We start from the raw sequence: 21,378 nt of genomic DNA on the forward strand, positions 1-21,378 counted from the left end.
AGTCCGGGGCCGGCGCCCCGGCCCCCTGTCAATGGCGCGTGGCCTCCGGGGCGGCGATCGCGGCCTCGATGACCGCGAGCCCCTGGCGCAGCAGACTGTCCCGCAGCGCGTCCGGACGGGTGTCCTGGGCGGTGAGGAGCGCCCGCTGCTGCTCGGCGACATACGGCCAGGTGGCGATGGCGATCAGGGTGAGGACGAGGTGCGCGGCACCGCTGGGGCAGGCCAGCCCCAGGGCCTGGCTCAACTTGCCGCATTTCTCCTCGTAATAGGCAACGCGTGCCTCCCGGTCGGGAAAGTCCTGCCCCCCGTAGTGGAGCCCCTCCCAGGCGATGAGCCGCGCCAGAGTGGGGTCTTGGGCGTGGTAGTCGAAGATGCCGCCGACGTACTGGCGGGTCGCTTCGAGGGTGTCCGGCACGGGGACGCTGCGACCAAGGTCCTCGTACGCGTCGGCGATGGTGGCGGCGAACAGTCCTTCTTTGCTGTCGAAGTTGGCGTAGATCCGTTGCTTGTTGACCCCGGAGGCCGAAGCGATGCGGTCGACGCGCGCGCCGCTGATGCCGTGCTGGGCGAACTCGACGCGGGCGGCGTCGAGCAGCTTGCGGCGGGTGGCGAGGGTTCTCGTCTGCATGGGGCCACTGTACGAGTCCGGCCAACCAACTGGTTGGCATCGAAGCAAAAGAAACCAACTAGATAGTTGCGTATGCCTCGCCGCCCTGCGTAATGTGATCACCGCGGCCCGGCCCTCCTCTGCCGAATCGGACGCCTGGCGCTGGATCCGAACCGGCCGACCCTCGAGACGAAAGCGCTCAGCCATGTCCTCAACCATGTCCTCGTCGAAAACTGTCACCGGAGTGGTGGGTGGCCTCGCCACGGCCCTGGCCTGGGGTGGCATGTTCACCGTCGCCCAGTCCGCGTACCACCACCTCGATCCCTTCCACCTCACCGCCGCCCGCTTCACCCTCGGCGCCCTGATCTTCGTCGCCCTGCTGGCTCTGAAGGAGGGCACCGCGGCCTTCCGCTACGAGGGCAACCTGGCCAAGGTCTGGCTGCTCGGCACGGTCGGCTTCGCCGGCTTCAATCTGCTCACCTACGTCGGCCTGCGGTCCATGCCCGCCCAGAGCTCCTCACTGGTCGTGGCCACCATGCCGCTCGTCACCGTGATCGTGCTGTGGATCAGGACCGGAAAGGCGCCCGCGCCGCTCGCACTCGCCTTCGTCGCCCTCGCCCTGACCGGGCTGACCGTCGTGCTCGGCAACGGCAATCCGCTGGCCGTGTTCTCCGGCGGCATCGGCACCGGAGGCCTGCTCACCCTCATCGGGGTGATCTGCTGGGTCGTCTACACCACCAGCGCCGCCAAGTTCCCCGGCTGGTCCCCCCTGCGCTACACCGCGCTCAGCTGCGTGCCCGGCACGATCAGCATTCTGGCGGTCACCGCTGTCAGCCAGGCGGCCGGCTGGGTGGGAAGCTACGGGACCGGCGCCTACACCGCTTCCTGGTGGCAGATCCTCTACGTCGCCGTCCCCGCCACCGCCGTCGCCATCCTGAGCTGGAACATCGCCAACCGGAACCTCGGTCCGGCCAATGGCGTGCTGTTCATCAACCTGGTCCCCGTCACCGCGTTCGTCATCTCCGCGTTCCAGGGACACACGCCGACGGCTGCTCAACTGACCGGTATCGGCCTGGTGATGGTCTCCCTCATCGGTGCCAACGTCGCGACCCGGCGCCACGCCGCCCGCGCCTCCCGCGTCGCCGCCCCCGGTACCGCGGCTGCGCCCGTCGCCGCGGCCGCCCACGCCGTCGCCGCGTCCTCCGGTGGCTGAACGCCGCAGCCGCCCTCACCGGACCGTCCGGCGGGCGGGGTGACGCAAGCCTCGGCACCGCCCCTCCGGCCCGTATCGAACCGCACGAACAACCGCACTAACAGCCGCGCGAACAGGAGAAACCTCCATGCACACCCGCCGCCTGGGCAGTCACGGTCCGCAGGTCTCCGCACTGGGACTCGGATGCATGGGCATGTCCGCCTACTACGGCCCCCGTGACGAGGCCACCGCCCGTCGCACCCTGCTCCACGCCCTCGAGCTGGGCGTCACCCTCTTCGACACCGCCGACTCCTACGGGGCCGGCCACAACGAACAGCTCCTGGGCCGCACCCTCGCCGCTCACCGGGACCGGATCACTCTGGCCACCAAGTGCGGCATCCGCTCCGTAGGTACCCAGGGCACCAGCGGAGGTGCCGTCATCGACTCGAGCCCCGGCTACATCCGCCGGGCCTGCGAGGCCTCCCTCGGACGTCTCGGCACCGACCACATCGACCTCTACTACCTGCACCGCCGCGACCCCGGCATTCCCATCGAGGAATCCGTCGGCGCCATGGCCGAGCTCGTCCGGGAGGGCAAGGTCCGTCACCTCGGGCTGTCCGAAGTGAGCGCGGCCACCCTGGAGCGGGCGCACGCCACGCACCCGATCGCCGCTCTGCAGACCGAGTACTCCCTGTGGGAACGGTCGTTGGAGCAGGACATCCTCCCGACCGCCCGCCGGCTCGGTACCGCCGTCGTCCCCTACGCGCCCCTCGGCCGCGGTTTCCTCACGGGTGCCCTCACCATGCTGGACGGCCTCGCCCCCGACGACTACCGGCGCCACGACCCCCGATTCCAGGGTGACAACCTCACCCGGAACCTCGCTCTGCTCCACCACGTGCGTGACCTCGCCGAGCAACTCCACGTCAGCCCCGGACAGATCGCGCTGGCCTGGCTCCTGGCCCAGGGCGACGACATCGTCCCCATCCCCGGCACCAAGCGCATCCCCCATCTGCTGGACAACGCCCGGGCCGTGGACCTGCGGCTCACGCCCGGAGAGCTCGACCTGCTGTCCCGTGCCCTGCCGCGCGACGCCGCCCATGGCGCCCGCTACGGCGAGAAGGCCCTCCAACTGCTGAACACCTGACCGGCCCGGCCCGACCCGTCCGGCCGCCGTGCACACCCTGGCCCGCGGGGGCCCGGCAGAGGGCTAAGGGCGTACGCCGGTGGGCGTGACCCGGCTCGTGGTTGCCGTCCGGTTCGCCTTCGGGGCGTGCCGCAGGCCGTAGGCGGAGAGAACAGCGCACCCCACCAGCCCCGCCGCGCCCCAGCCCAGAGCCACCCGTAGCCCGTCCGTGAAGTGGGCAGAGGCCGTGTCGCCGACGAGCAGGCCCATGATCGCCACGCCGATGAGGCCGCCGAGCTGGCGTGACGCGTTGAGGACGCCCGACGCGATGCCGACGTGGGCGGAGTCGACCGCGGAGAGCATGGCGTTGGTCATGGCCGGGACGACCAGGCCGATGCCGAAACCCGCCACCAGGAACTGGCCGACGAGCGCGCCGTACGAGCCGGAGCGCACGGCCGGGAGGAGGCCCAGGCAGCCGAGGGCGGCCAGGGAGCTGCCGGTCGTCAGGACGGCTCGGGCGCCGTACCTCTTGGCGAGCGGCCCGCTGGCCAGGTTGGCGGTCATGATCGTGGCGGTCATCGGCAGGAACGCCAGACCGGCGACGATCGGCGAGTAGTGCCGGACGCTCTGGAAGAAGAGGCTGAAGACGAAGATCAGGCCGTAGAAGGCGAAGTTGACCAGCACCCCGATCAGCGAGGTCGCGGTGAACGCCCCGCGGCTGAAGAGACGCGGCGGGAGCATCGGGTCCGCGCTCCGTCTCTCCACGGTCACGAACGCGGTGGTGGCGGTCACGAAGACGGCCAGGCAGGTGACGACGACCGCGGAGCCCCACCCCTCGCCGTTGGCCTCGATGACGGCCGTGGTCAGCGAGCCGAGCGCGACGACGGCCAGCACCTGGCCGAGGACGTCGAAGGAACGGCGCGGTGCGGCGGCGCCGCGTACGGCACCGGGCGCGTTGGCCTGGGTCAGCCAGATGCCGGCGACGGCGATCGGGACGTTCACGAAGAAGACCGAGCGCCAGCCGAGTTGATCGATGAGCACCCCGCCCACCACCGGACCGAGGGCGAGCGCGAGACCGCCCGCGGCGGCCCACAGGCTCACGGCCCTGGCGCGTTCGGCGGCGACGGGGAAGGACTTGTTCACGATCGACAGCGACGACGGCACGATCATCGCCGCGCCCAGGCCCTGGACGACGCGCGAGACGATCAGCGCGACCAGCGTCGTGGAGGCGCCGCAGGCGAAGGACGCCACGGCGAAGAGCGCGAAACCCGCCTGGTAGATCCGCTTGGGGTCGAAGCGGTCACCGAGCGATCCGGCCGACAGCAGGAAGGCCGCGAAGGTGAGCGTGTAGCCGTTGACCACCCACTCCAGCCCCGCGAGGCTGCCGTCGAAGTCCCTGCTCAGCGCGTCGGTGGCGACGTTGACGACGCTGACGTCGAGGATGACGACGACGAACCCGAGGCAGGCGGCGAGCAGCGACAGCTTCTTCTTGGCGTTCTGCTTCGCGGTGCCGGGTTCTGCGGTACTGGGTTCACTCCGGGGCATGCCTGTTCCTCACTTCAAGGTCGGAAGGGGCGCGGGGGCGGTGGAGCCCGATGCCGCGTGACGCGAATAGATTGTTCGATGACTTGCGAACACATAGACTGTACGCAGAATGTCGAACACTTCGCAATCGCCGATCCGGAACCCGTCCGGGAGGTCCGGGAACGGGAAATCCGGGAAGCTGTCGAGGAAGGCCGTCATGACCAGGGAAAACGCCGCGGCTCCCGCGCCGCACCGCGCACCGCCGGAGCACGTCCACCCCCGGGACGTGGCCCTGGAGACCGCGCTGGCCGCGCTCTCCGACCCCGTACGCCTCACGCTCGTGCGCGAGTTGGCCGCGAGTGAGGACTGGGAGCGCAACTGCGGCAGCTTCGACGTGCCGGTCCGCAAGGCGGCGCTGAGCCACCACTTCGCGGTGCTCCGCTCCGCCGGGCTCATCGAGCAGCGCGACCAGGGCGCGAAGCGCATCAACCGCCTGCGGAAGCAGGAATTCGAGGAACACTTCCCGGGGCTGCTGGCCCTCGTCCTGCGGCAGCGGTAAGGGCGCGGGACGGAAATGTACGGGGGAACGGCGGCGTTGGGATGAGGCGGGGCGGAGCCCCGGTGCCGACGGGGGTACGGCATCGGGGGCTCCGTTCCGGGGTGTTCACCGGGGTGCGCCTACGGAGGCGTCTTTCGTTCCCGCGTACATTTCCGCCCCGCGCCCCTTGAGGGGCCGCAGGCCGAACGCGCTGATGACCGTCGCGAGCACCGCCGCCGCCAGCGGCACCAGCAGAGCCGCGTGGTAGCCGTCGAGGAGTGCCTGCGGCGAGCCGTCCGTCCCCGTCGCCGCGACGTCGACCGCGGTGACCGCCGACAGGCCGAGCGCCGCCCCGAACTGGAACGACGTGTAGAGGATGCCGCCCGCGAGCCCCTGTTCCGCCTCGTCCACGCCCTCGGTGGCCACGATCGTCAGCGGGCCGTACGCGAGGGAGAAGGCCAGGCCGAGCAGGAGCAGGGCGGGGAACATCGCCGCGTACGTCCAGTCGGCGCCGACCGGCAGGAACAGCGCGTAGGAGAGCACGGCCAGGAGCAGTCCGCCGAAGATGACCCGGGCGTTGCCGTAGCGGGCGACCAGCCGTGGGGTGAGGGTGGGCGAGAGCACCGAGTCCGCGCCGATCACCAGCAGGGCCAGGCTCGTCCGGAGCGTGGACCAGCCGCGCAGCTCCTGGAGATACAGCACGGCGATGAACTGGAAGCCGAAGAACCCGGCGGAGAACAGCAGGGCGGCGAGGTCGGCGCGTACCAGCGAGGCGTTGCGGAGTATGCCCAGCCGTACGAGGGGTTCGGGCGCTCTGCGCTCGACGAGCACGAACACGCAGAGGAAGGCGAGCCCGGCGGCGAACGTGCCGAGCGTCCAGCCGAGGGTGGTGTGCGCGGCGCGCTCGACGGCCAGGACGAGCAGGATGATCGCCGCGGTCACGCTCAGCGCGCCGGGCAGATCGACACGGCGCTGTCGTCCGGGATGTCCGTGCGGGACGGGCCGTCCGTGCGGCTCGTCGGGCCGTCCGTGCGGCTCGGGTCGTCCGTACGGCGGGCCGGGTCGCTCCGACGCGGGCAGGAGCACCAGCGCGGCCGCCAGGATCAGGCACGACAGGATGACCGGGGCGAAGAACACCCAGCGCCAGTCGACCGCGGTCAGCAGCCCGCCCACCACCAGGCCGATGGAGAAGCCCGCGGCTCCGGTACCGGAGTAGACGAGCAGGGCCTTGTTGCGCCGGGGGCCTTCCGGGAAGCCCGTGGTGATGATGGACAGCCCCGCGGGCGTCATGAACGCGGCGGCGATCCCCGTCACGAAGCGTGCCGCGACGAGCATCCAGCCGTCGACGGCGAGCCCGCCCAGGCCGGAGAAGAGCACGAACACGCCGAGCCACGACAGGAACATCCGGCGCCGCCCGAACAGATCCGCCGCCTTCCCGCCGAGCAGCATGAAGCCGCCGTACCCGAGCACGTACGCGCTCATCACCCACTGCAGGGCGCCGGTGGACATCCCCAGGTCGGAACGGATCGACGGCAGCGCCACGTTGAGCATCGCCACGTCGATGCCTTCGAGAAAGACCGCGCCGCACAGGACGAGGAGTACTCCCCAGGCGCGCCCGTGCAGACGGTCACCACCGGAATCGGTCAAAGGGGACAGGGGAGGCGCGGAAGAGGACATGGCGAGGCTCCTGGAAATGGGGGGGTGAGGAGAAAAGAAGAAGGAACGGGGAACGAGGGTTGGTTACCGAACTGCCGGTCGGTTCCCTCTTGTTACCGACTCGATCCTGCTGCACTCTGGATGACCATGGAAGAAGGCACTGAGAAGTCACCGAGTTACTGCTGGGGAACCGATGACGAGCAGGTCCGCCAGTGGGACACCCGCGAGGGCTGTGAGGTGCGCCAGATCCTCGACCGGGTCGCCGACAAGTGGTCGCTCCTGGTCATCGCCCTGCTCGAACGGCGCAGCCTCCGCTTCACCGAGCTGCGCCGCGAGATCGACGGCATCAGCCAGCGCATGCTGACGGTCACCCTGCGCCAGCTGGAACGGGACGGCCTCGTCCACCGCACGGTGCACCCGGTGGTCCCGCCGCGCGTGGACTACGAGCTCACGCCCCTCGGTGCGACCCTCCACGACACGATCCAGTCCCTCGTCACCTGGACCGAGAACCACCAGGACGAGATCGCGGCCGCCCGCGCCCGCTACGACCGGCAGGAGGCCGCCGCCTGCTCCGCCGGCGGTCGCTGAGTCACGCGGCGAGCTGCTCCGCGAAGGGCCCCGCCGTTCGCCCTTCCCAACGAACGGCGGGGTCCGGTGCGGGGATTACCGCTCCCGCCCGTCGTCACTAACCGTATCGACATGATTACTGCATGACATCGGCGCGCGGTGGCCTCGCACGGCGCCCGCGGCACGGGCACGCTCCGTTGCCCCCGAATGGCTGGAATGCCCACGGAGGACGGGACTCCGGGTCCGGCCCGGGTGTAGACGGGTGGCAACGTCTCCTTCCGCTTCCGTCAAGGAGGTTGCCGATGAAGCGCGCGAGGCTCCTGGCCGCTGCCGCTGCCGTTGCCGCCGCCGGACTGGCCCTGGCGGCCACGGTCGCTCCGTCCTCCCCGGCGGCTCACGCCCGCCCCGCCGGTGTCGCCGGTGTCGCCGGTGCGACCGTGCTGTCCAACGAGGACAACGCACGCACCGTGATCGTGCCGTCCGGCGAAGTGGTGCAGGTCCGTCTGAAGGCGATCCGGGGCGAGCACGAGACATGGGTGTGGGACGTACCCGCCGCCTCCACGCCCGCCGTACTGCCCCGCACCTCGGGCACCGTGGCCCCGAACGGCGACGCCGACGCGAGTTTCCGCGCCAGGGCCATGGGCCGCAGCGCCCTCGCCGCCCACCGCCACTGCCGCCCGGACCGGGGGCATGTCTGCCCGCAGGTGGTGATTCCCTGGATGGTGACGGTCATCGTCCGGTGAGGGTGCGGTGGCGCCGCACCGTGCCTGGCCGGGGCTGCCTCTCGCCCTCCGCGCGCGGCCGCTGCGGCCGGGCGTGCCGTTCCCCGTGCTTCCTGTCCGCGTGCTTCCTTACTGGTGCGGCGTCACGACGGGCGGCGTCTCCCAGCCCGGTGTGGCCTCGAACCAGCGGGCCTTGTACGCCGTGCGGTGCGGGCGGAGCACCTTGTTCCCGGGGCCCTTGGCGAAGCCGATCATGTCCGGGTAGTCCTTGCCCGGGCCCCAGGCCGAGGGCTGGGTGTAGACGATCTCACCGGACTCGGCGCGCACCCCGATCGACTTGAAGCGGGAGCGCGGGTGGCCGTGCTTGTCGCGTTCCGCGCTTTCCGAGACGAAGTCCTTCAGCTGGGGGGCCTGGACAGGCGGGTGGCCGGGATCGCTCGTGTCCCAGAGGTGGACGTCCTGCTCGGTGGTGATCAGCAGGTGCCGGGTGCCGGGCACGCCCGCCACGTCATGGGGACCGTCCCACTCCTCGGGGGCCTCGGCGGTCGGCTTGCCGGTGCCGACCTTCTGTTCGGCGACGTGCTTCGGATGCAGCAGCTTCGTCTTCGCGTCGAACGCGTAGGCACGGACGAGCCCTTGGGCGCCGGGGCGGTCGGGCCAGACGTTGCAGCCGGTGACCCAGAGCCAGTGCTTCGTCGCGTCCCACAGCAGGCCGTGCGTCGAGGGGAAGCCGGTCACCTGCTGCTCGTACCTGCCCTTGCCGAGCCGCTGGTCGCCGACGGCGTAGACCTGCACTCCCGCGTTGCCGACGGTCCTTCCGCCGTCGGCGACGGCGATCCTGTTGCCGGGCAGCACTTCCACGGAGTGCGCGTTCGACGCGTCCTCCAGCGCGGTCGCGAAGAGGAGACGGGGCTTTTCGTCCGCCTTCCGCGGTACGGAGACGAGAACGACGTAATCGCCCACGAGCGCCACGACCTTCTTGCCGCCGTCGGCCCATTTGACTTCCGTCACCGACCGGCTTTTCCGCAGATTCTGCCATTCGGCTCCGGTGAGGGTGTCGTCCGTGGCCGGGCTCCAGGACCAGAGTGGGACGGGGGCCGCGGAAAGCGCGGAGTCTCTGGAATAGACGTTGATGGCGGCGTGTGCCGACCCGGTCCCGTACAGGCCGGTCAGGAAGAGCGGGGATTTTTCCGCGGTGCTGACATTCGCGGTGCTGACATCCGTGGCGCTTGCAGGAGTTCCGTTCATCGGCGGGCTCCCTTTCCGGAGCGGTGCGGGAATTCCGGTGGGCCCCGGGCGACCGGGCCGGGGCCCACCGGAGGTGCGGGGAGGCGGCACCGCTCACCCATGGCGTTTCACCCATGGCGTTCGGTGAGCGGTGCCGAAATCATGTGACGGCGGATTCGCGGTGTCAGTGGCCGCGGATCGCCGGCCAGTTGCCGGCGGCCGTGATGAGGCTGTCCGGGACGATGATTTCGTTGCCCTTCGGGTCGGTCTTGACGCAGTGGCCGCCCTGGAAGAACCAGAAGCCGCTCCCGGAGAACACCGAGGCGTCGATCCCGGACGCGAAGCGTGTGCCGGTCAGCGCGGGCCAGTTCTCGGCCGCGGTGATGGCGGACGGGCCGTGCTCGACGCGCTCGCCCTTGGGGTCTGTCTTCAGGGCCTGGCCGCCCTTGAGGAACCAGAACCCGAACTTGCCGTGGTCACCCGACGCGACGACCGCGTCGACACCGTCCTGGAACGGGGTCCCCGCGAGCGCGGGCCAGTTGCCCGGAGCCGTGATGGGACTCGGGGCCACCAGGATGTCGTTGCCCTTCGGGTCGGTCTTGACGCAGTAGCTCCCCTGGAAGAACCAGAAGCCGCTGCCGGAGAACACCGCGGCCTCGACCGGCCCGTTCGCGAACCGGGTCCCCCTGAGCGCGGGCCAGTTGTCCGCTGCGGTGATGTCACCGGGGCCGTACTCGATGCGCTCGCCATCGGAGTCCGTTTTCAGGGCCTGGTCGCCCTTGAAGAACCAGAATCCGAACTTGCCGTGGTCGCCCGACTCGGTCGCCGCGTCGACACCGTCGGCGAAGTTTCCACTCATGCCGCTCCCTTTTCCTTGTCCCATGGACCGGATGGAATTCCCCTGGAGATGGAGCTTGCTGGTACAGGCCGAAGCTACCCCCGGTGTTCCACGGGCAAACGGTGTCCTTAAAATTGAAAAACCTGATTGAGGAGAGGCTTGAGGGGTGGGTGGGATGTGGCGCGAAATCGCTGCGGAAATTGATTTCTGGACCAACTGGGGAGAATCCATTCTGCAGAAGAATTGATTCTTCGGGTGGGGCGTCGAGGGACGTGGAAAAGTGCCCTCGCTTCTCCGGAGCCGAGCTGCCTGCCCGGCCGGGCCGCCGCGCTCACGAGGGTGCGGTGACGCTTCGCCGGGCGCGTCGGGGCGCCCGATCGTTCGCCTGCGCCCGTGGATCGGGCGCTCGTGGGTCCGGACGCTCGTGAATCGGGTGGCCTCGGGCTGTGCGTGGCTGGGCACGCCCACGTGGCGGAGCCGGGCGACGTAGTTGTACGACGTAGCCGGACCGCGTCCCCATGAGGGGGTACGGTCCGGCTGATGTCAGGCGCTGCGCAGGACTCCGTTTCCGTGGGTGCTGACATGGGCCTCCACGGCCCTCAGGGCGTGCCCGGTCGCTTCCGGCGTCCCCGTGCTGTGCCGCTCCGCGTAATAGGCGGCGCCGAGCTTCTTCAGGAGTTCGCCGCCCGCCCGTAGCTGTTCGGCCTCGTCGACGGTGGTTTCCCATCCGGTGGCTGCCGCCGCCTTGGCCACCTGCATGGCTCGTTCGAGGATGTCGCTCATTTCCACCTCCCTGGGACGAGTGTGGTGGAACGGGGCATTCGACGGAAGACCCCCGAAGCCCCCGCGGGAGGACGCCTTCTCCCAAGGTGCGCCCCGGAGCGGGATCGCGCACCCTGGTGCGTTCGCTCCTCACGTCACGAGCGACGCCCGCATCCGGTCGAGCCCCCGCAGCACCTCGTCGCGGTTCTTCGCATGCTTGATCCACGCGGGGAGGCGGCCGATCATCCCCATCTTGCGCCAGTGCTCGTGCCAGGGGTCGTGCTCGCGCAGCGCCGCCGCGACGTACTGCCGGAGCACGGTGAGGTGTTCGGGGCTGTACGCCCACAGGCGGCCATGCCGCGTGTGCGTCTGGAGCCACAGCGGAACGTGGAAGTACGGATCGGCCATGTCCGGGTCGCCGTACCAGCGGTGGACGATCGGCTCGCCGTCCTTCCGCTGCCGTGACAGGCCGCAGTGCCGGCATACGAGCCGTCGGGACCGGTCGTCCCCGGTGGCCGCCACCACCTGTGCCTGCCGCGCGCACTTCGGGCAGCGCACGAGTACGGTGCCCGCTCCGGCGAAGTAGTACTTGTTGTACTGCGGATCGCGGAAGCGGGAAGGCGTGGGCATCGCCCCAGTATGCGCGGTACGTCCTCGCGGACGGCCACCGGCGTCCGGGGCGTCGCCTCGAAGTGGCGGCGTCAGCCCACGGCGGTCGCGAGCTGCTGCCGCTGCCGGTCGCCCAGGCCGCCCGCACGGCGGTCGGGGTCGATGCCGATCTCGTCCATCAGCGCGCTGACCTTGGCGGGGCCGAGACCCGGTACGGCCCGCAGCAGTTGGCTGACCTTGGTCTTCCCGGCAATGGGGTCCGACTTGGCCTTGTGCAGGACCTCCGACAGCTTGGCCTTGCCGCTGCGGAGCGAGTCCAGCAGGGCGGTACGGGCCTTACGGGCTTCCGCGGCCTTCGCGAGTGCGGCCTTGCGCTGCTCGGGGGTCATGGACGGCAGGGGCATGGTCTCTCCCGGTGGAGTAAGACGGACATTGCGCCCATCGTTACCGCACGCATCCACAACCGCACCGGCAACACGCCCCATCCGTCACCCGAACCCCGGGGCTCGGGTTTCGGGTGACGGGTCGCAGGAGGGGTGTGGGGGTCAGCCCTTGACCGTGACGGGGGCGGTGCCGGTGAGCGGCTTACCGTTCCTCGGGGTCAGCTGGTAGAGCAAGTCGTAGTTCCCGGAGTCGATCGTGCACCCGGCGGGGCGCTTGGCGTCCGCGCAGTAATTTCCCTTCGTGGCGAAGGTCATGGTGACCACCGCGGGGTGGTCGGGCCGCACGGTGACCTTCCTTTGCGGGCCGCAGGCGTCGGTCGTGGAGAGCAGACTTGCGCCGATCCCCAAGCCATTGTATTGCGCGGCCCGCTGGCAGGAGCCTCCGATGGTCGAGCCGTCGGACACGACACTCACGTTCTTCGCGGTGACGTAGTTGTAGCCCTTTCGAGATCCCAGCGGGCCACGGTTCCGGAGAGCCGTGGTGAATTGCGAGGCAGTGAGGTAGATCTCCTTGCCACGGGAATCGCGGAGCTTCTTGGCCTGCAGGGGCTTGAGGTCGTAGGACACCCGGTGGTCGTAAACGACCGTTTCGTCGTACACGCTGCTGAACACGACGCTCAGGGTTTTCGTGCCCCCCTTGGGCCCCACCACGAGCGTGCCGCCCCGGGGGTTCTCCCACTCGATGCGCCCGCCCTCTTCGAGGACTTCCTGGAGGGTGCCCGGTGGGTTCTTGGTCCAGTCTCGTGCATCTTCAAAGGCGGCGAACGCGGCGAAGAACGCCTTGGCCATTGCATAGAAAACCTGCCCGAACGCGAGGGCGAGTGCCAGGGGCGGGCAACCGATCCCCGCGACCACTGTGCCCAGGCCGACGGTGGCCGAGATCACGCCGCTGATGTCCTCCTTGCGCATGCTGTTGCCGAAGGAGACGACATGGCCGAGGATGGGCACGATGCTGACGACAGCTTCGATTTTGTCGGGGGCGCTCGCGTTCTTATCGGCCAGCGCTAGCCCGGTATTTACCGCCCACGCGGCGATCAGTAGCTTGTTGGGCTTGAGCTTGCCCAACGCTGTGCGGTAGGCGGGCACCTCCTTCCTGCCCACGCTGTCGACCTTGTCGAAGACGTCCCTCACCTGGGCCTCGTTCAGGTTCCCGCGCCGCTTTTTGGCTTCGGCCAAGAGGCTGTTGACGATCGGGTTAGCGGCCATTTTTTGTCCGATTGCTGCGCCGTTTCTGGCCGCCTTCAGCAGTTCGTTGCCAGTCAGCTTGCAGATCTGCTTCTTGGGGCTCTTCGCGCAGCCTTCCTTGATTTCGAGGGTCGCGAGACCGCTGTCGGTGATCGACTTGGCCGGTGCTGCCACCTCTACCTGTGTTCGTTGCTGGGGCTCTACCGCTTGCGCGGGCAACGCCGTGAGGGACAAGGCGAGTAGGAGTGCCATGGCGATGGTGCGCCAGAGGGCAGGGCGAATCACGTGCGCGTACTCCTCGGGGTCTGCCGATCCGTTGATCGGTTGATCGGTACGCGGCAGGTATAGGCCCTGCTGAGCTGCGTTGACGCTCGATGATCGGTCTTTTCACCCTTGGGGGCGACGGCCGCGGCAACGCGGCCGCGGCCGTCACCCCCGTCGCGTGGACGGGAGCGCGGGGTCAGCCCTTGACCGTGACGGGGACGCGCTCTTCGAGCTTCCTGCCGTTCCTGGGCGTCATCATGAAGCGCAGGGAGAGCCTTCCGGGGGAGAACGTGCATCCTGCGGGCTTCTTGCTGTTCTTGCAGTAATTGCCCTTCGTGTCGAAGGTCATGGTGACCACCGCAGGGTGGAAGGGCCGCACAGTGATCTGGTGCTTCGGGCCGCAGAAGTCGGTCGTGGGAGAGGTCGGATTGATGGCGATGTTCCTGAAGCGTTTGCACGTACCACTTGTGGTCGAGCCGCCGGACAGGACACTCACTCCCGTTGCCTTGACGGAGTCAAGGGACCTTTGATCTTGCGCTCGTGTGTTGTCGTTCTGGAGGCCGACGGTGAACTCCGAGGCGCCGGCCTCGCGGTACTTACCGCCCATCTGCTTCATCTTCACAATCTTCAGGGGCTTGAGGACATAGGACACCGCAGGCTGGTCGGTGATGACGAGATCGTCCGACTTGCTGCTGAACACGATGCTCAGCTTCCTTGTGCCGCCCTTGGGGCCCGCCACGATCGCGCCGCCCCCGCGCTTCTCCCACTGGACGCGTCCGCCCGCCTCGTAGAACTCCTCCAGGGTTCCCGGTGGCTCCGTGGCCCAGTTTCTGCCGCCTTCCTCGCCGGCGAGAGCCGCGAACAGGGACTTGATGAGTGCCTTGAGGGCCAGCCCGGTCGTGATGAGGGCCGCCAGGGGCGGGCAGGCGAACGACGCGGCCACTGCTCCCAGTGCGAAGGTGGCTTCGTACACCCCCTCGATGTCGCCCCTGCTCGCGGCGCCGCCGAAGGAGACGATGTCGCCGAAGATCGGGACGACGCTGGCGACCGACTCGACTCTCTCGAAGGCGGAGGCGTCCCTGTCACTCAGCTCTTGCGCCACGTCCGCCGCCCACAGGCCGATCGATGCCTTATTGGGCTTCATCTTGCCCAGTTTGGTGCGGAACGACTTGACGTTCTTCTTGCCCAGGGTCTCGACCTTGTTGGCGAGGTCCGTCGCCTCGCTCTTTTTCAGGCGCTTACCCCGCTTTCGGTAATCCTTGTAGAGGCGCTTGATGCCGTCGTCGTCGAGGAGTTTCTCCGACATGACCTGGCCCTGCTCGACGACCTCTTTCAATTTGCCGCCGGACAGTTTGCACAGCTGTTGTTGCGGGCTTCTCGCGCAGGCTTCCTTGAGCTCGAAGAGCGCGAGGCCGCTGTCGGTGATCGACTTGGCCTTGGTGGGTGCCGCCAGTGCCGGGGCCAGTGTTGCCCGTCGGGGCTGGACCGCCTGTGCGGGCAGTGCCGTGAGGGGTAAGGCGAGCAGGGGTGCCATGGCGATGGTGCGCCAGAGAGCAGGGGGAATCACGCGCGCGTACTCCGATCTCCGGTGATCGTTCGTCGATCCGTACGTTGCAGCTATAGGGCCTGCCCGGCTGCGACATCGGCCGATGATCGATCTTTTCGCCCTTTGGGGTGACGGTCGTGGTAGCGCGGCTGCGGCTGTCACCCGGATCCGGGCCGGACCAGAGGCTGCGCGCCGGGGACGGAGGAGCTTGTAGGGGGGGGAGTCCGGCGACGCTCGGGAGGCGGATCGTGGCGAGGCTGCTTCAGCCTCGGTGGGTAGCCGGGTCGGCTTTGTCCGGCGCGGCCGGGTCAGCCTCCGGCGACTGCGTGGGCGATGGCGAGTGCGGCGATTTCCGTGCCGATCTTCCTGGCCATGATCAGGGCCCACTCGCCCGAGGACTTGAGCGCGGCCAGCGTGCCCGCCTTGTCGCCCTTTTTCGCGGCCACCTCGGCCTGGGCCACGGCGCCCACGGTCGCGTCGTGCTCGGGGGCGGTCGCTTCGGCCTTCATGGCCATGCGGAGAGACGCGAGCTCGGTGGCCAGGGCGGGGAGGTCCAGGGTGAACCCGTTCTGCTGTTGTTGATTGAAGATGTTGTGGTCGGCGCGGGCGTCCGGCCCGACCGCGCCTGCCTGGCCGCTGATGTTGTAGGTGTTGTCGCTCATCTGGACTCCTCCCTTGATCACCACCGCGGTGGAGCGCTCCAGAGCGATTTCGCGAATGAGCGCGTGGATGTCGGTGGTGTCGTTCTCGTTGAGATCGATGATGATGATTCTGGCCCGCGGGGAGTCACCGGTCACCGGATGTCTCCCTCTGCCCCTGTAGGGCGGCCCTGAGGCTCTTGCGAGTCGCGACGGTGACAGGATCATCCGGGCCCAGCGCATCGACGCGCAGCGCGAAGAGGGTTTTGAGGAGTCGGGTGGCGCGGTCGAGGTCACCTGCGGCCATATAGGCGTTGGCGAGATTGCTGCGGGCGGCCAGCGTTTCGGGATGCGCGTCGCCCAACGTCTCTTTCAATGCGTCGGCGACGAACCTGTATAAATTAATGGAGAGTTGGAGATCGCCCTCCATCTGGTGGGCGATGGCCAGATCGTTACCGGTGGCCAGGGCAAGAGGGTGTGTCTGTCCGAGGAGGTCTGTGTACAGGCCGAAAGCCTTGCGGAGCAAGGCAATGGCTTCGTCGAACCGCCCTGCCTCTCGGTAGGCGATCGCGAGATCCCGTCTGGTGATCACGGTGTCGGGATGCGTCGGCCCCAGCATCTGGGATCGCTCGGACAGTACGGCCTCGTACAGGGGGATGGCCCGGTTCAGGTCTCCGGCGGCTCGGTAGGTACCAGCGAGGCTGTTGCGGCTGGAAAGGGTATCCGGGTGTGAGGTCCCCAGGATTCGCTCGGACCTGGCGAGGTTGTCCTGGAAGAGGAGGATGGCGCGGGTGGTGTCCCCAGCGGCACGGTAGGCCCCGGCCAGGTTGTTGCAGCTGGCCAGGGTGTCCGGGTGGTCGCTGCCGAGGACGCGCTCGCGGTCGGCCAGGGTCTCTTCGAAGAGGAGGATGGCGCGGTCGAGTTCTCCGGCGGCTCGGTAAGCGCTGGCCAGGTTGTTGCGGCTGGTGAGGGTGGCGGGGTGGTCGCTGCCGAGGACGCGCTCGCGGTCGGCCAGGGTCTCTTCGAAGAGGAGGATGGCGCGGTCGAGTTCTCCGGCGGCTCGGTAAGCGCTGGCCAGGTTGTTGCGTGCGGTCAGCGTGTCGGGATGATCGGGCCCGGAGACGCGCCGGAAGTCCGCCAGGTTGCTCTCCAAGAGGTGGATCGCTCCGAGGGGGTCGCCGGACGCCTGGAAGGCCGTCGCCAGATTGTTGGAGGCCGCCAGAGAATCAGGATGATCGGGCCCGAGGAGTCGCCGCGACTCGGCGAGGTTCTGCTCCAGGAGCCTGGTGGCCTCTGCCAGATCCCCCACTTCCTGGGCCGCGATGGCCCGGTTGTTGCGGGTGGTGAGAGCGTTGGTCGGCTCTGGGACGGCGGACAGGTGAACTTCACGGCTGTGCCTCCGGGACGGCGCCGCGGAATCCGCGGGGGCACCGTGGACGACGCGGCTGTCTCCCCCAACGACGCCAAACGCCACGGTGCCGTGGGGGCTGCTGGTCAGCATGACGCCGGGCGTCGTGATGGCCAGCCTTCGGCTGCTCGACGCGTTGATCGTCACCGTGTCACCGGATGGTGGCAGGAGCGCTGTCCACTCCCGGTACAGGTCGACGTCTTCCCGGAGTGCGCTCAGCATCTGGTCGCGCATGGCGGCGACGACGCGTTCGACGTCTCCCTCGGCCCGGACGCTTTCCAGCTCCTTGGTGAGGGTGGCTCGCGTGACGTTGGGCTGGTGCCGCCATAACGCTTGGAGGAGTCTTCGCCCCGCGTTCGCGGCCGAGTCGGTCACTTCCTCGGCCCGGGTGAGTACGGACCCGCCGTAGGCGGACAGCGCTGCCGTCACGTATGGGCCGGCCTGTACGACCAGGTCAGCGATACTTGCTCCCACGCGCATGTCCCCCGTGCCGCATGCCAGTTGGGCTGATCAGCGTAGCGGTGTTGCCCTCTTCGGGGGCCGTTAATGCCGAGGTTGCTCCGTGGTCGTGTACGCGAGGAGGGCGGTCCAGGCGCGGGCCGTCACGGCGAGGTGGGGGCTGTGGGGGAGTTTGGAGTCGCGTATTCGGTGGGTGTGGGGGTGGCTGATTATTTCGACGCACATGTCGTTTCCCTCGCCACCGCTGTAGCTGGATTTGAACCAGGGGTCCTTCATAGCTCCTCCATGATCCCTCTGATGAATTTCCTGGACTCCTCCTCGTTGAGGGCCTGCATGCGGAGCATGGAGAAGCGCTTCGCGGTGGTACTTGCCCTCGTCCCGTCCGAGTCCAGCTGTGCGGTTCCCTGACACTCCACGTAGACGTAGTGCTGACTTTCCGGAGTCTCTAGGAGCGTGAACGAACCAGTGATGCCCGGGAAATAGCCTTGTGCGGCAGGCAGGACTTGAATGAAAACGTTGCGCCGCTCGCCGACGTCCAGCAGGTGCTGGAGCTGCCGCTTCATCAGCCCTCGCCCGCCGAGCAGGGTGCGCAAAGCAGGCTCGTAGATCACGAAGTTGAATACCGGAGTGGGGTCGAGCAGTCGTTCTTGACGCTGCTTGCGGTATGCAACGCTCGACTCGATTTTTCCCTCGGGGTGCGGCGGAATGCGTGCCTCCATGAGTTCCCGCATGTACTCCTCGGTCTGCAACAGCCCCGGGATGAGTACCAGCTCGAAGACGTGCATGGCGATTGCCTCGGCCTCGGCGGCCACGTACTCCGGCACCTGCGGCTTCACCGGCTCCGGCCCCAGGAAGCGCAGAGCCGCCACCAGCAGCCCCTTCGCCCCGCAGAGGTAATCGGCCGCTTCCAGGAGCTGACGGGTCGGTTGCCGCCGACCCGTCTCCATCGACCTCACCGTCTCCAGCGTGTAGTGGGACTCGGCGGCCAGCTGCTCCCGGCTGACTCCGGCAAGGCCTCGCCAGAGCTTGCACTGGTCGCCGCAGTAGCGCCAGGCCACCGGGGGGTTGTCAATGCCTCGCAGTTGCACGGAAGTTCACCTCGCGCCTCGTACCTACATGGTTACCGCGCAGGCTAGGCGTGGCCAGTGCTCGTCAAGCCCCACACGAGAGAAGTTCGCCCGTACGAGTGTGCTAGCGGCCGGAGTCGTAACGGTCAGTCAAAAAATGATGATCCGTCGTTCGGGTAGTAGGCCATAACTGATCGGTGGGTACGGCTGGTTGGGCCATGCGACGCCGCCGGGATGGCCGGAGCGACGCGGAAACGGAGACCGACTGGCATGAAGAAGCTCAAGAACGCGGCCGTACTCACCGCGGGGGCCGCCGTCCTCGCGGGGCTCGCAGGGTTCGCGGGTGCGGGCACGGCCGCCGCTGACACGGCCAGCTGCTCCGCCGCTCTGCCCGCACACACCAACGGCAACCCGATCAACGATAAGATTCAGCAGCTGAATGAGCTGTTCGGTGACGTTGTCGACGCCGCGAAGTGCAACGTCAACCAGTTCAAGCAGGGCACGGCGGGCGCGGACGACAACGCCGGCTGATCCACCCGCACACGGCCGAGGCCGACCGGGCGCACCTCCCCTCGGTGCCCGGTCGGCCTTTCGTGTGCGCGGGCCGTGTCGGAACCGGAGCACGGCTCGCCCGGCCGGTGACACTGTGGGCATGAACCGCGTACCCGACGACGGCCTGGTCCTGGTCCCCGGTGGCTCGCTGCTCACCAGGACCTCGGAGGAGGGCCGCGCCCTCGCGCTCACCCTGGCCCGGCACACGATCCACACCATCCAGCCCGACCTGGACGTCCTCAAGGGCGGCCGCCCCGACTACTCCACCAACCCGGACAGCCTCATCGCCGCCGCACATGTCGTCGCGGTCGAGTTCGGGACGATCGCAGCCGCCAACGACTACTGGCGCGATTGACGGCCGTGTGCGAGGAGCGTCGGCTCAGGAGAAGGCGATGGTGACGCGGCCGCCGCCGCCTTTGGCGGCGGGCGTGGTGGCAGTGTTGTCGCAGCCCTTGCCGCCGTTGCCGCCTCCCGCGCCGCCTGGGACGGAGCCTTGAGCGTACGCCCCGGGGCGGCCGTTCGTTCCGGCGGCGGCGGAGTTCACGGTGACGCCGACGCCCCGCTTGGGACGGGTGGTGCAGGTGCCCTTGGCGGCACCGCGGCCACCGGTGGCGTTCGCCGTCTTGGCGGATTCTCGCGCCTTGCCGCCGTTGCCGCCCGCACCGCCTCCCGGGGCGCCCTTGCCACCGGCGGGAACGCGGCCTTGGGCACCGGCTGCATCGCCGCGCCCGCCCCCGCCTCCTCCACCGGCACCGTCGTAGAAGGAAGGCAGCCCGTAGTCATACGCGGCCCCATCGGCTCCTCCCCCTCCGCCCCCACCTCCCGCGTTGATCAGGAGGTCGCCGCGACTCCGCGTCGTCTCGATGTAGCTGCCTCCGCCGCCGCCTCCGCCGCTGCCCATGGGAAGCAGGACGTAGGAGTTCCTGAAGCTGCTACTGGCACCGTTGCCGCCCGGGGTCACGCCGTCCCCGCCCGCTCCGCCGGCGCCTTCGAGGCGCCCGCCGCCTCCGCCGTCTCCCACTCTGATCCGCAGCTCCAGACCGGCGAGCCCCGTAGCCGTGCACTGCACGGTCGAGCCCCCGCCACCGCCGGCCCCGGACGAGAGGCCGTTACCGCCGCCTCCGCCGCCTGCCCCGGTGACGGTGAAGACCACCTTCGTGGCGCCCGCGGGCACCGTGCAGACGTACGGGCCCGGCGTCGTGTACGACGTCGCGCAGTCGGCCGCGTACGCCGGGGTGGCCAGTGCGGTCGGCAGGGCGGCCGAGAGCAAGGCCAGCGCGCCGAGCCCGGCGCGGAGTCGGTGAGGGCGGGCGGAAGTGAGCGGCATGGTGTGCGACCTTCCGGGCGGCGGTGAGGGCGGGCGTACGCTGCCCACCGCCGCACGCCGCGAAAGGTCGGATCAGCTTTCCCTCCGATAAACCACGTGATCGGGGGAAGGGCACCCCGTTGCGCTTGACGGCTGTACGAATGTCCTGGTCAGGCGGTTGCGCTCGCGCTGGGACACGAGGGCGATCGATGATGGGAGCGCAGCCGATTCCTCTCGGGGGAGCGAGCCGATTTCTCTCGGGGAGCCAGCAGAGGAGCGGGCCATGACGCACGCACCGCACCACGAACCGAACGCGCCGCACGCGCCCAAGCACCACCCTCCACCGGACGATGCCGCCGCCCAGGCCTGGGCCGGCGGGCTGACCTACTTCGCCGCCGTCATGCTGATGGTGTCGGGCATTCTCGACATCTGCCGGGGGATCATGGGGCTGCACCGGGACGCGGTCTTCGTCACGACCCCCAAGTACGTCTTCCAGTTCGACACGGTGAGCTGGGGGTGGATTCACCTGATCCTGGGCGCGTGCGCCGTCGTCGTGGCCTTCGGGCTGCTCAAGGCCGCGCTGTGGGCCCGGATCATCGGGGTGACGCTGGCGGGGCTGCTGATCCTGGCCAACTTCCTGTCGATTCCGTACTACCCGCTGTGGTCGGTGGTGGTGATGGCGCTGAGCGCGTTCGTCATCTGGGGGTTGTGCACGGTGCGGCGGGGTTTTTAGCGGGTGCGCGTACGCGTCTGCCGGGTTTATGCCGTCGGGCGGCTGCGGGTCCGTTGTGGCTGGTCGCGCAGTTCCCCGCGCCCCTTGAAGCTTCAGGCGAAGGTCACCGTGACGGCGCCGTCCTGGCCCTTCGTCGCCAGGCCGGCGGTCGCGGGGGTGCCGCCCTGACCCCCGCTGCCGGGAGCGGTGGGCGCGGTGGTGCCGGGGGAGCCGTTGCGGCCCGCCGTGGCGGAGGTGACGGTGGTGTTGATGCGGCGCTTGGCACGACCGGTGCATGTGGCTTTGGGGGCGCCGTGGCCGACCGTGGCCTTCACCGGGCGGGAGACCCTGTTCAGCCGGGCGCCGTTGCCGCCCTGACCGCCGCCCGGCGTGGCCTTGCCGCCGGTGGGCACGCCGCCGCGGGCCCCCGGTG

At 69.0% G+C, this 21,378-nt stretch carries 24 protein-coding genes and 1 pseudogene; 8 read left to right on the top strand and 17 right to left on the bottom strand.

The window, feature by feature from the left end:
* Positions 1–28 precede the first annotated feature (28 nt).
* Positions 29–628 (bottom strand): TetR family transcriptional regulator, encoded by a 600-nt coding sequence (locus K6I34_RS09550; RefSeq protein ID WP_229324203.1) that lies wholly within the window; start codon positions 626–628, stop codon positions 29–31.
* A gap of 196 nt (positions 629–824) precedes the next feature.
* Here K6I34_RS09550 and K6I34_RS09555 point away from each other — a divergent pair, with 196 nt between their 5' ends.
* Positions 825–1,820, top strand: a complete 996-nt coding sequence (locus K6I34_RS09555) for a DMT family transporter (RefSeq protein WP_229324205.1) — start codon at positions 825–827, stop codon at positions 1,818–1,820.
* 127 nt (positions 1,821–1,947) lie between these two features.
* Positions 1,948–2,943, top strand: coding sequence for an aldo/keto reductase (locus K6I34_RS09560; protein WP_229324207.1), 996 nt, complete (start codon positions 1,948–1,950; stop codon positions 2,941–2,943).
* 63 nt (positions 2,944–3,006) lie between these two features.
* Here the strand turns inward: K6I34_RS09560 and K6I34_RS09565 are convergent, their stop codons facing one another.
* Positions 3,007–4,467, bottom strand: coding sequence for an MFS transporter (locus K6I34_RS09565; protein WP_229324209.1), 1,461 nt, complete (start codon positions 4,465–4,467; stop codon positions 3,007–3,009).
* A gap of 9 nt (positions 4,468–4,476) precedes the next feature.
* A complete protein-coding gene (locus tag K6I34_RS09570) occupies positions 4,477–4,665 on the bottom strand; it encodes a hypothetical protein (RefSeq protein ID WP_229324211.1) in 189 nt (62 codons plus the stop codon).
* Between K6I34_RS09570 and K6I34_RS09575 the strand changes: the two genes are divergently transcribed.
* Complete coding sequence (locus tag K6I34_RS09575; protein WP_229324213.1) at positions 4,664–5,005, top strand: helix-turn-helix transcriptional regulator; 342 nt, start codon at positions 4,664–4,666, stop codon at positions 5,003–5,005. The genes K6I34_RS09570 and K6I34_RS09575 overlap by 2 nt on opposite strands.
* 105 nt (positions 5,006–5,110) lie before the next feature.
* On the opposite strand, the gene K6I34_RS09580 is transcribed toward K6I34_RS09575, so the two are convergent.
* Positions 5,111–6,607 carry an MFS transporter gene (locus K6I34_RS09580; protein WP_229324246.1) on the bottom strand — a complete coding sequence of 499 codons (1,497 nt, stop codon included), beginning with the start codon at positions 6,605–6,607 and terminating at the stop codon, positions 5,111–5,113.
* Between the two features lie 180 nt (positions 6,608–6,787).
* On the opposite strand from K6I34_RS09580, the gene K6I34_RS09585 reads away from it, so the two are divergent.
* Both K6I34_RS09585 and K6I34_RS09590 read left to right on the top strand, forming a co-directional pair.
* On the top strand, positions 6,788–7,228 hold the full coding sequence (locus K6I34_RS09585; protein WP_229324214.1) for a helix-turn-helix domain-containing protein: 441 nt from the start codon (positions 6,788–6,790) through the stop codon (positions 7,226–7,228).
* Between the two features lie 281 nt (positions 7,229–7,509).
* Positions 7,510–7,950 (top strand): hypothetical protein, encoded by a 441-nt coding sequence (locus tag K6I34_RS09590; RefSeq protein ID WP_229324216.1) that lies wholly within the window; start codon positions 7,510–7,512, stop codon positions 7,948–7,950.
* 108 nt (positions 7,951–8,058) lie between these two features.
* Here the strand turns inward: K6I34_RS09590 and K6I34_RS09595 are convergent, their stop codons facing one another.
* From K6I34_RS09595 to K6I34_RS09645, 11 genes are all read right to left on the bottom strand, one after another.
* Positions 8,059–9,177, bottom strand: a complete 1,119-nt coding sequence (locus tag K6I34_RS09595; RefSeq protein ID WP_229324218.1) for a hypothetical protein — start codon at positions 9,175–9,177, stop codon at positions 8,059–8,061.
* Positions 9,178–9,340: 163 nt separating this feature from the next.
* The gene (locus tag K6I34_RS09600; protein WP_229324220.1) at positions 9,341–10,015 is read right to left on the bottom strand and encodes a hypothetical protein; all 675 of its coding nucleotides are present in this window, start codon (positions 10,013–10,015) and stop codon (positions 9,341–9,343) included.
* A gap of 522 nt (positions 10,016–10,537) precedes the next feature.
* Complete coding sequence (locus K6I34_RS09605) at positions 10,538–10,777, bottom strand: hypothetical protein (RefSeq protein WP_229324222.1); 240 nt, start codon at positions 10,775–10,777, stop codon at positions 10,538–10,540.
* Positions 10,778–10,906: 129 nt separating this feature from the next.
* Complete coding sequence (locus K6I34_RS09610) at positions 10,907–11,386, bottom strand: hypothetical protein (protein ID WP_229324224.1); 480 nt, start codon at positions 11,384–11,386, stop codon at positions 10,907–10,909.
* Positions 11,387–11,457: 71 nt separating this feature from the next.
* The gene (mihF, locus tag K6I34_RS09615) at positions 11,458–11,769 is read right to left on the bottom strand and encodes an integration host factor, actinobacterial type (RefSeq protein WP_229324226.1); all 312 of its coding nucleotides are present in this window, start codon (positions 11,767–11,769) and stop codon (positions 11,458–11,460) included.
* A 141-nt stretch (positions 11,770–11,910) separates the two neighbouring features.
* Positions 11,911–13,278, bottom strand: coding sequence for a hypothetical protein (locus K6I34_RS09620; RefSeq protein ID WP_229324228.1), 1,368 nt, complete (start codon positions 13,276–13,278; stop codon positions 11,911–11,913).
* A 175-nt stretch (positions 13,279–13,453) separates the two neighbouring features.
* On the bottom strand, positions 13,454–14,791 hold the full coding sequence (locus K6I34_RS09625; RefSeq protein WP_229324230.1) for a hypothetical protein: 1,338 nt from the start codon (positions 14,789–14,791) through the stop codon (positions 13,454–13,456).
* Positions 14,792–15,111: 320 nt separating this feature from the next.
* Positions 15,112–15,600, bottom strand: coding sequence for a hypothetical protein (locus K6I34_RS09630; RefSeq protein ID WP_229324232.1), 489 nt, complete (start codon positions 15,598–15,600; stop codon positions 15,112–15,114).
* On the bottom strand, positions 15,590–17,323 hold the full coding sequence (locus tag K6I34_RS09635) for a tetratricopeptide repeat protein (protein WP_229324234.1): 1,734 nt from the start codon (positions 17,321–17,323) through the stop codon (positions 15,590–15,592). The genes K6I34_RS09630 and K6I34_RS09635 overlap by 11 nt, the downstream gene beginning before the upstream one ends.
* 69 nt (positions 17,324–17,392) lie before the next feature.
* Complete coding sequence (locus K6I34_RS09640; RefSeq protein ID WP_229324236.1) at positions 17,393–17,584, bottom strand: DUF397 domain-containing protein; 192 nt, start codon at positions 17,582–17,584, stop codon at positions 17,393–17,395.
* A complete protein-coding gene (locus K6I34_RS09645) occupies positions 17,581–18,396 on the bottom strand; it encodes a helix-turn-helix transcriptional regulator (RefSeq protein WP_229324238.1) in 816 nt (271 codons plus the stop codon). Before K6I34_RS09645 ends, K6I34_RS09640 begins: the two co-directional genes overlap by 4 nt.
* 249 nt (positions 18,397–18,645) lie before the next feature.
* Here K6I34_RS09645 and K6I34_RS09650 point away from each other — a divergent pair, with 249 nt between their 5' ends.
* Both K6I34_RS09650 and K6I34_RS09655 read left to right on the top strand, forming a co-directional pair.
* Complete coding sequence (locus K6I34_RS09650) at positions 18,646–18,906, top strand: hypothetical protein (protein WP_229324240.1); 261 nt, start codon at positions 18,646–18,648, stop codon at positions 18,904–18,906.
* A gap of 121 nt (positions 18,907–19,027) precedes the next feature.
* Positions 19,028–19,282: a hexameric tyrosine-coordinated heme protein gene (locus K6I34_RS09655; protein WP_229324242.1), complete on the top strand. Its 255-nt coding sequence runs from the start codon at positions 19,028–19,030 to the stop codon at positions 19,280–19,282.
* Positions 19,283–19,306: 24 nt separating this feature from the next.
* Here the strand turns inward: K6I34_RS09655 and K6I34_RS38240 are convergent, their stop codons facing one another.
* On the bottom strand, positions 19,307–20,254 hold the full coding sequence (locus tag K6I34_RS38240; protein WP_275127024.1) for a hypothetical protein: 948 nt from the start codon (positions 20,252–20,254) through the stop codon (positions 19,307–19,309).
* A gap of 262 nt (positions 20,255–20,516) precedes the next feature.
* Here K6I34_RS38240 and K6I34_RS09665 point away from each other — a divergent pair, with 262 nt between their 5' ends.
* Positions 20,517–20,966, top strand: a complete 450-nt coding sequence (locus K6I34_RS09665; RefSeq protein WP_229324244.1) for a hypothetical protein — start codon at positions 20,517–20,519, stop codon at positions 20,964–20,966.
* Between the two features lie 92 nt (positions 20,967–21,058).
* On the opposite strand, the pseudogene K6I34_RS09670 reads toward K6I34_RS09665, so the two are convergent.
* Positions 21,059–21,378 (bottom strand): annotated as a pseudogene (locus K6I34_RS09670) (hypothetical protein); the annotation flags it as partial.

The sequence above is a fragment of the Streptomyces sp. UNOC14_S4 genome, assembly GCF_020740835.1.
GTDB lineage: Bacteria > Actinomycetota > Actinomycetes > Streptomycetales > Streptomycetaceae > Streptomyces.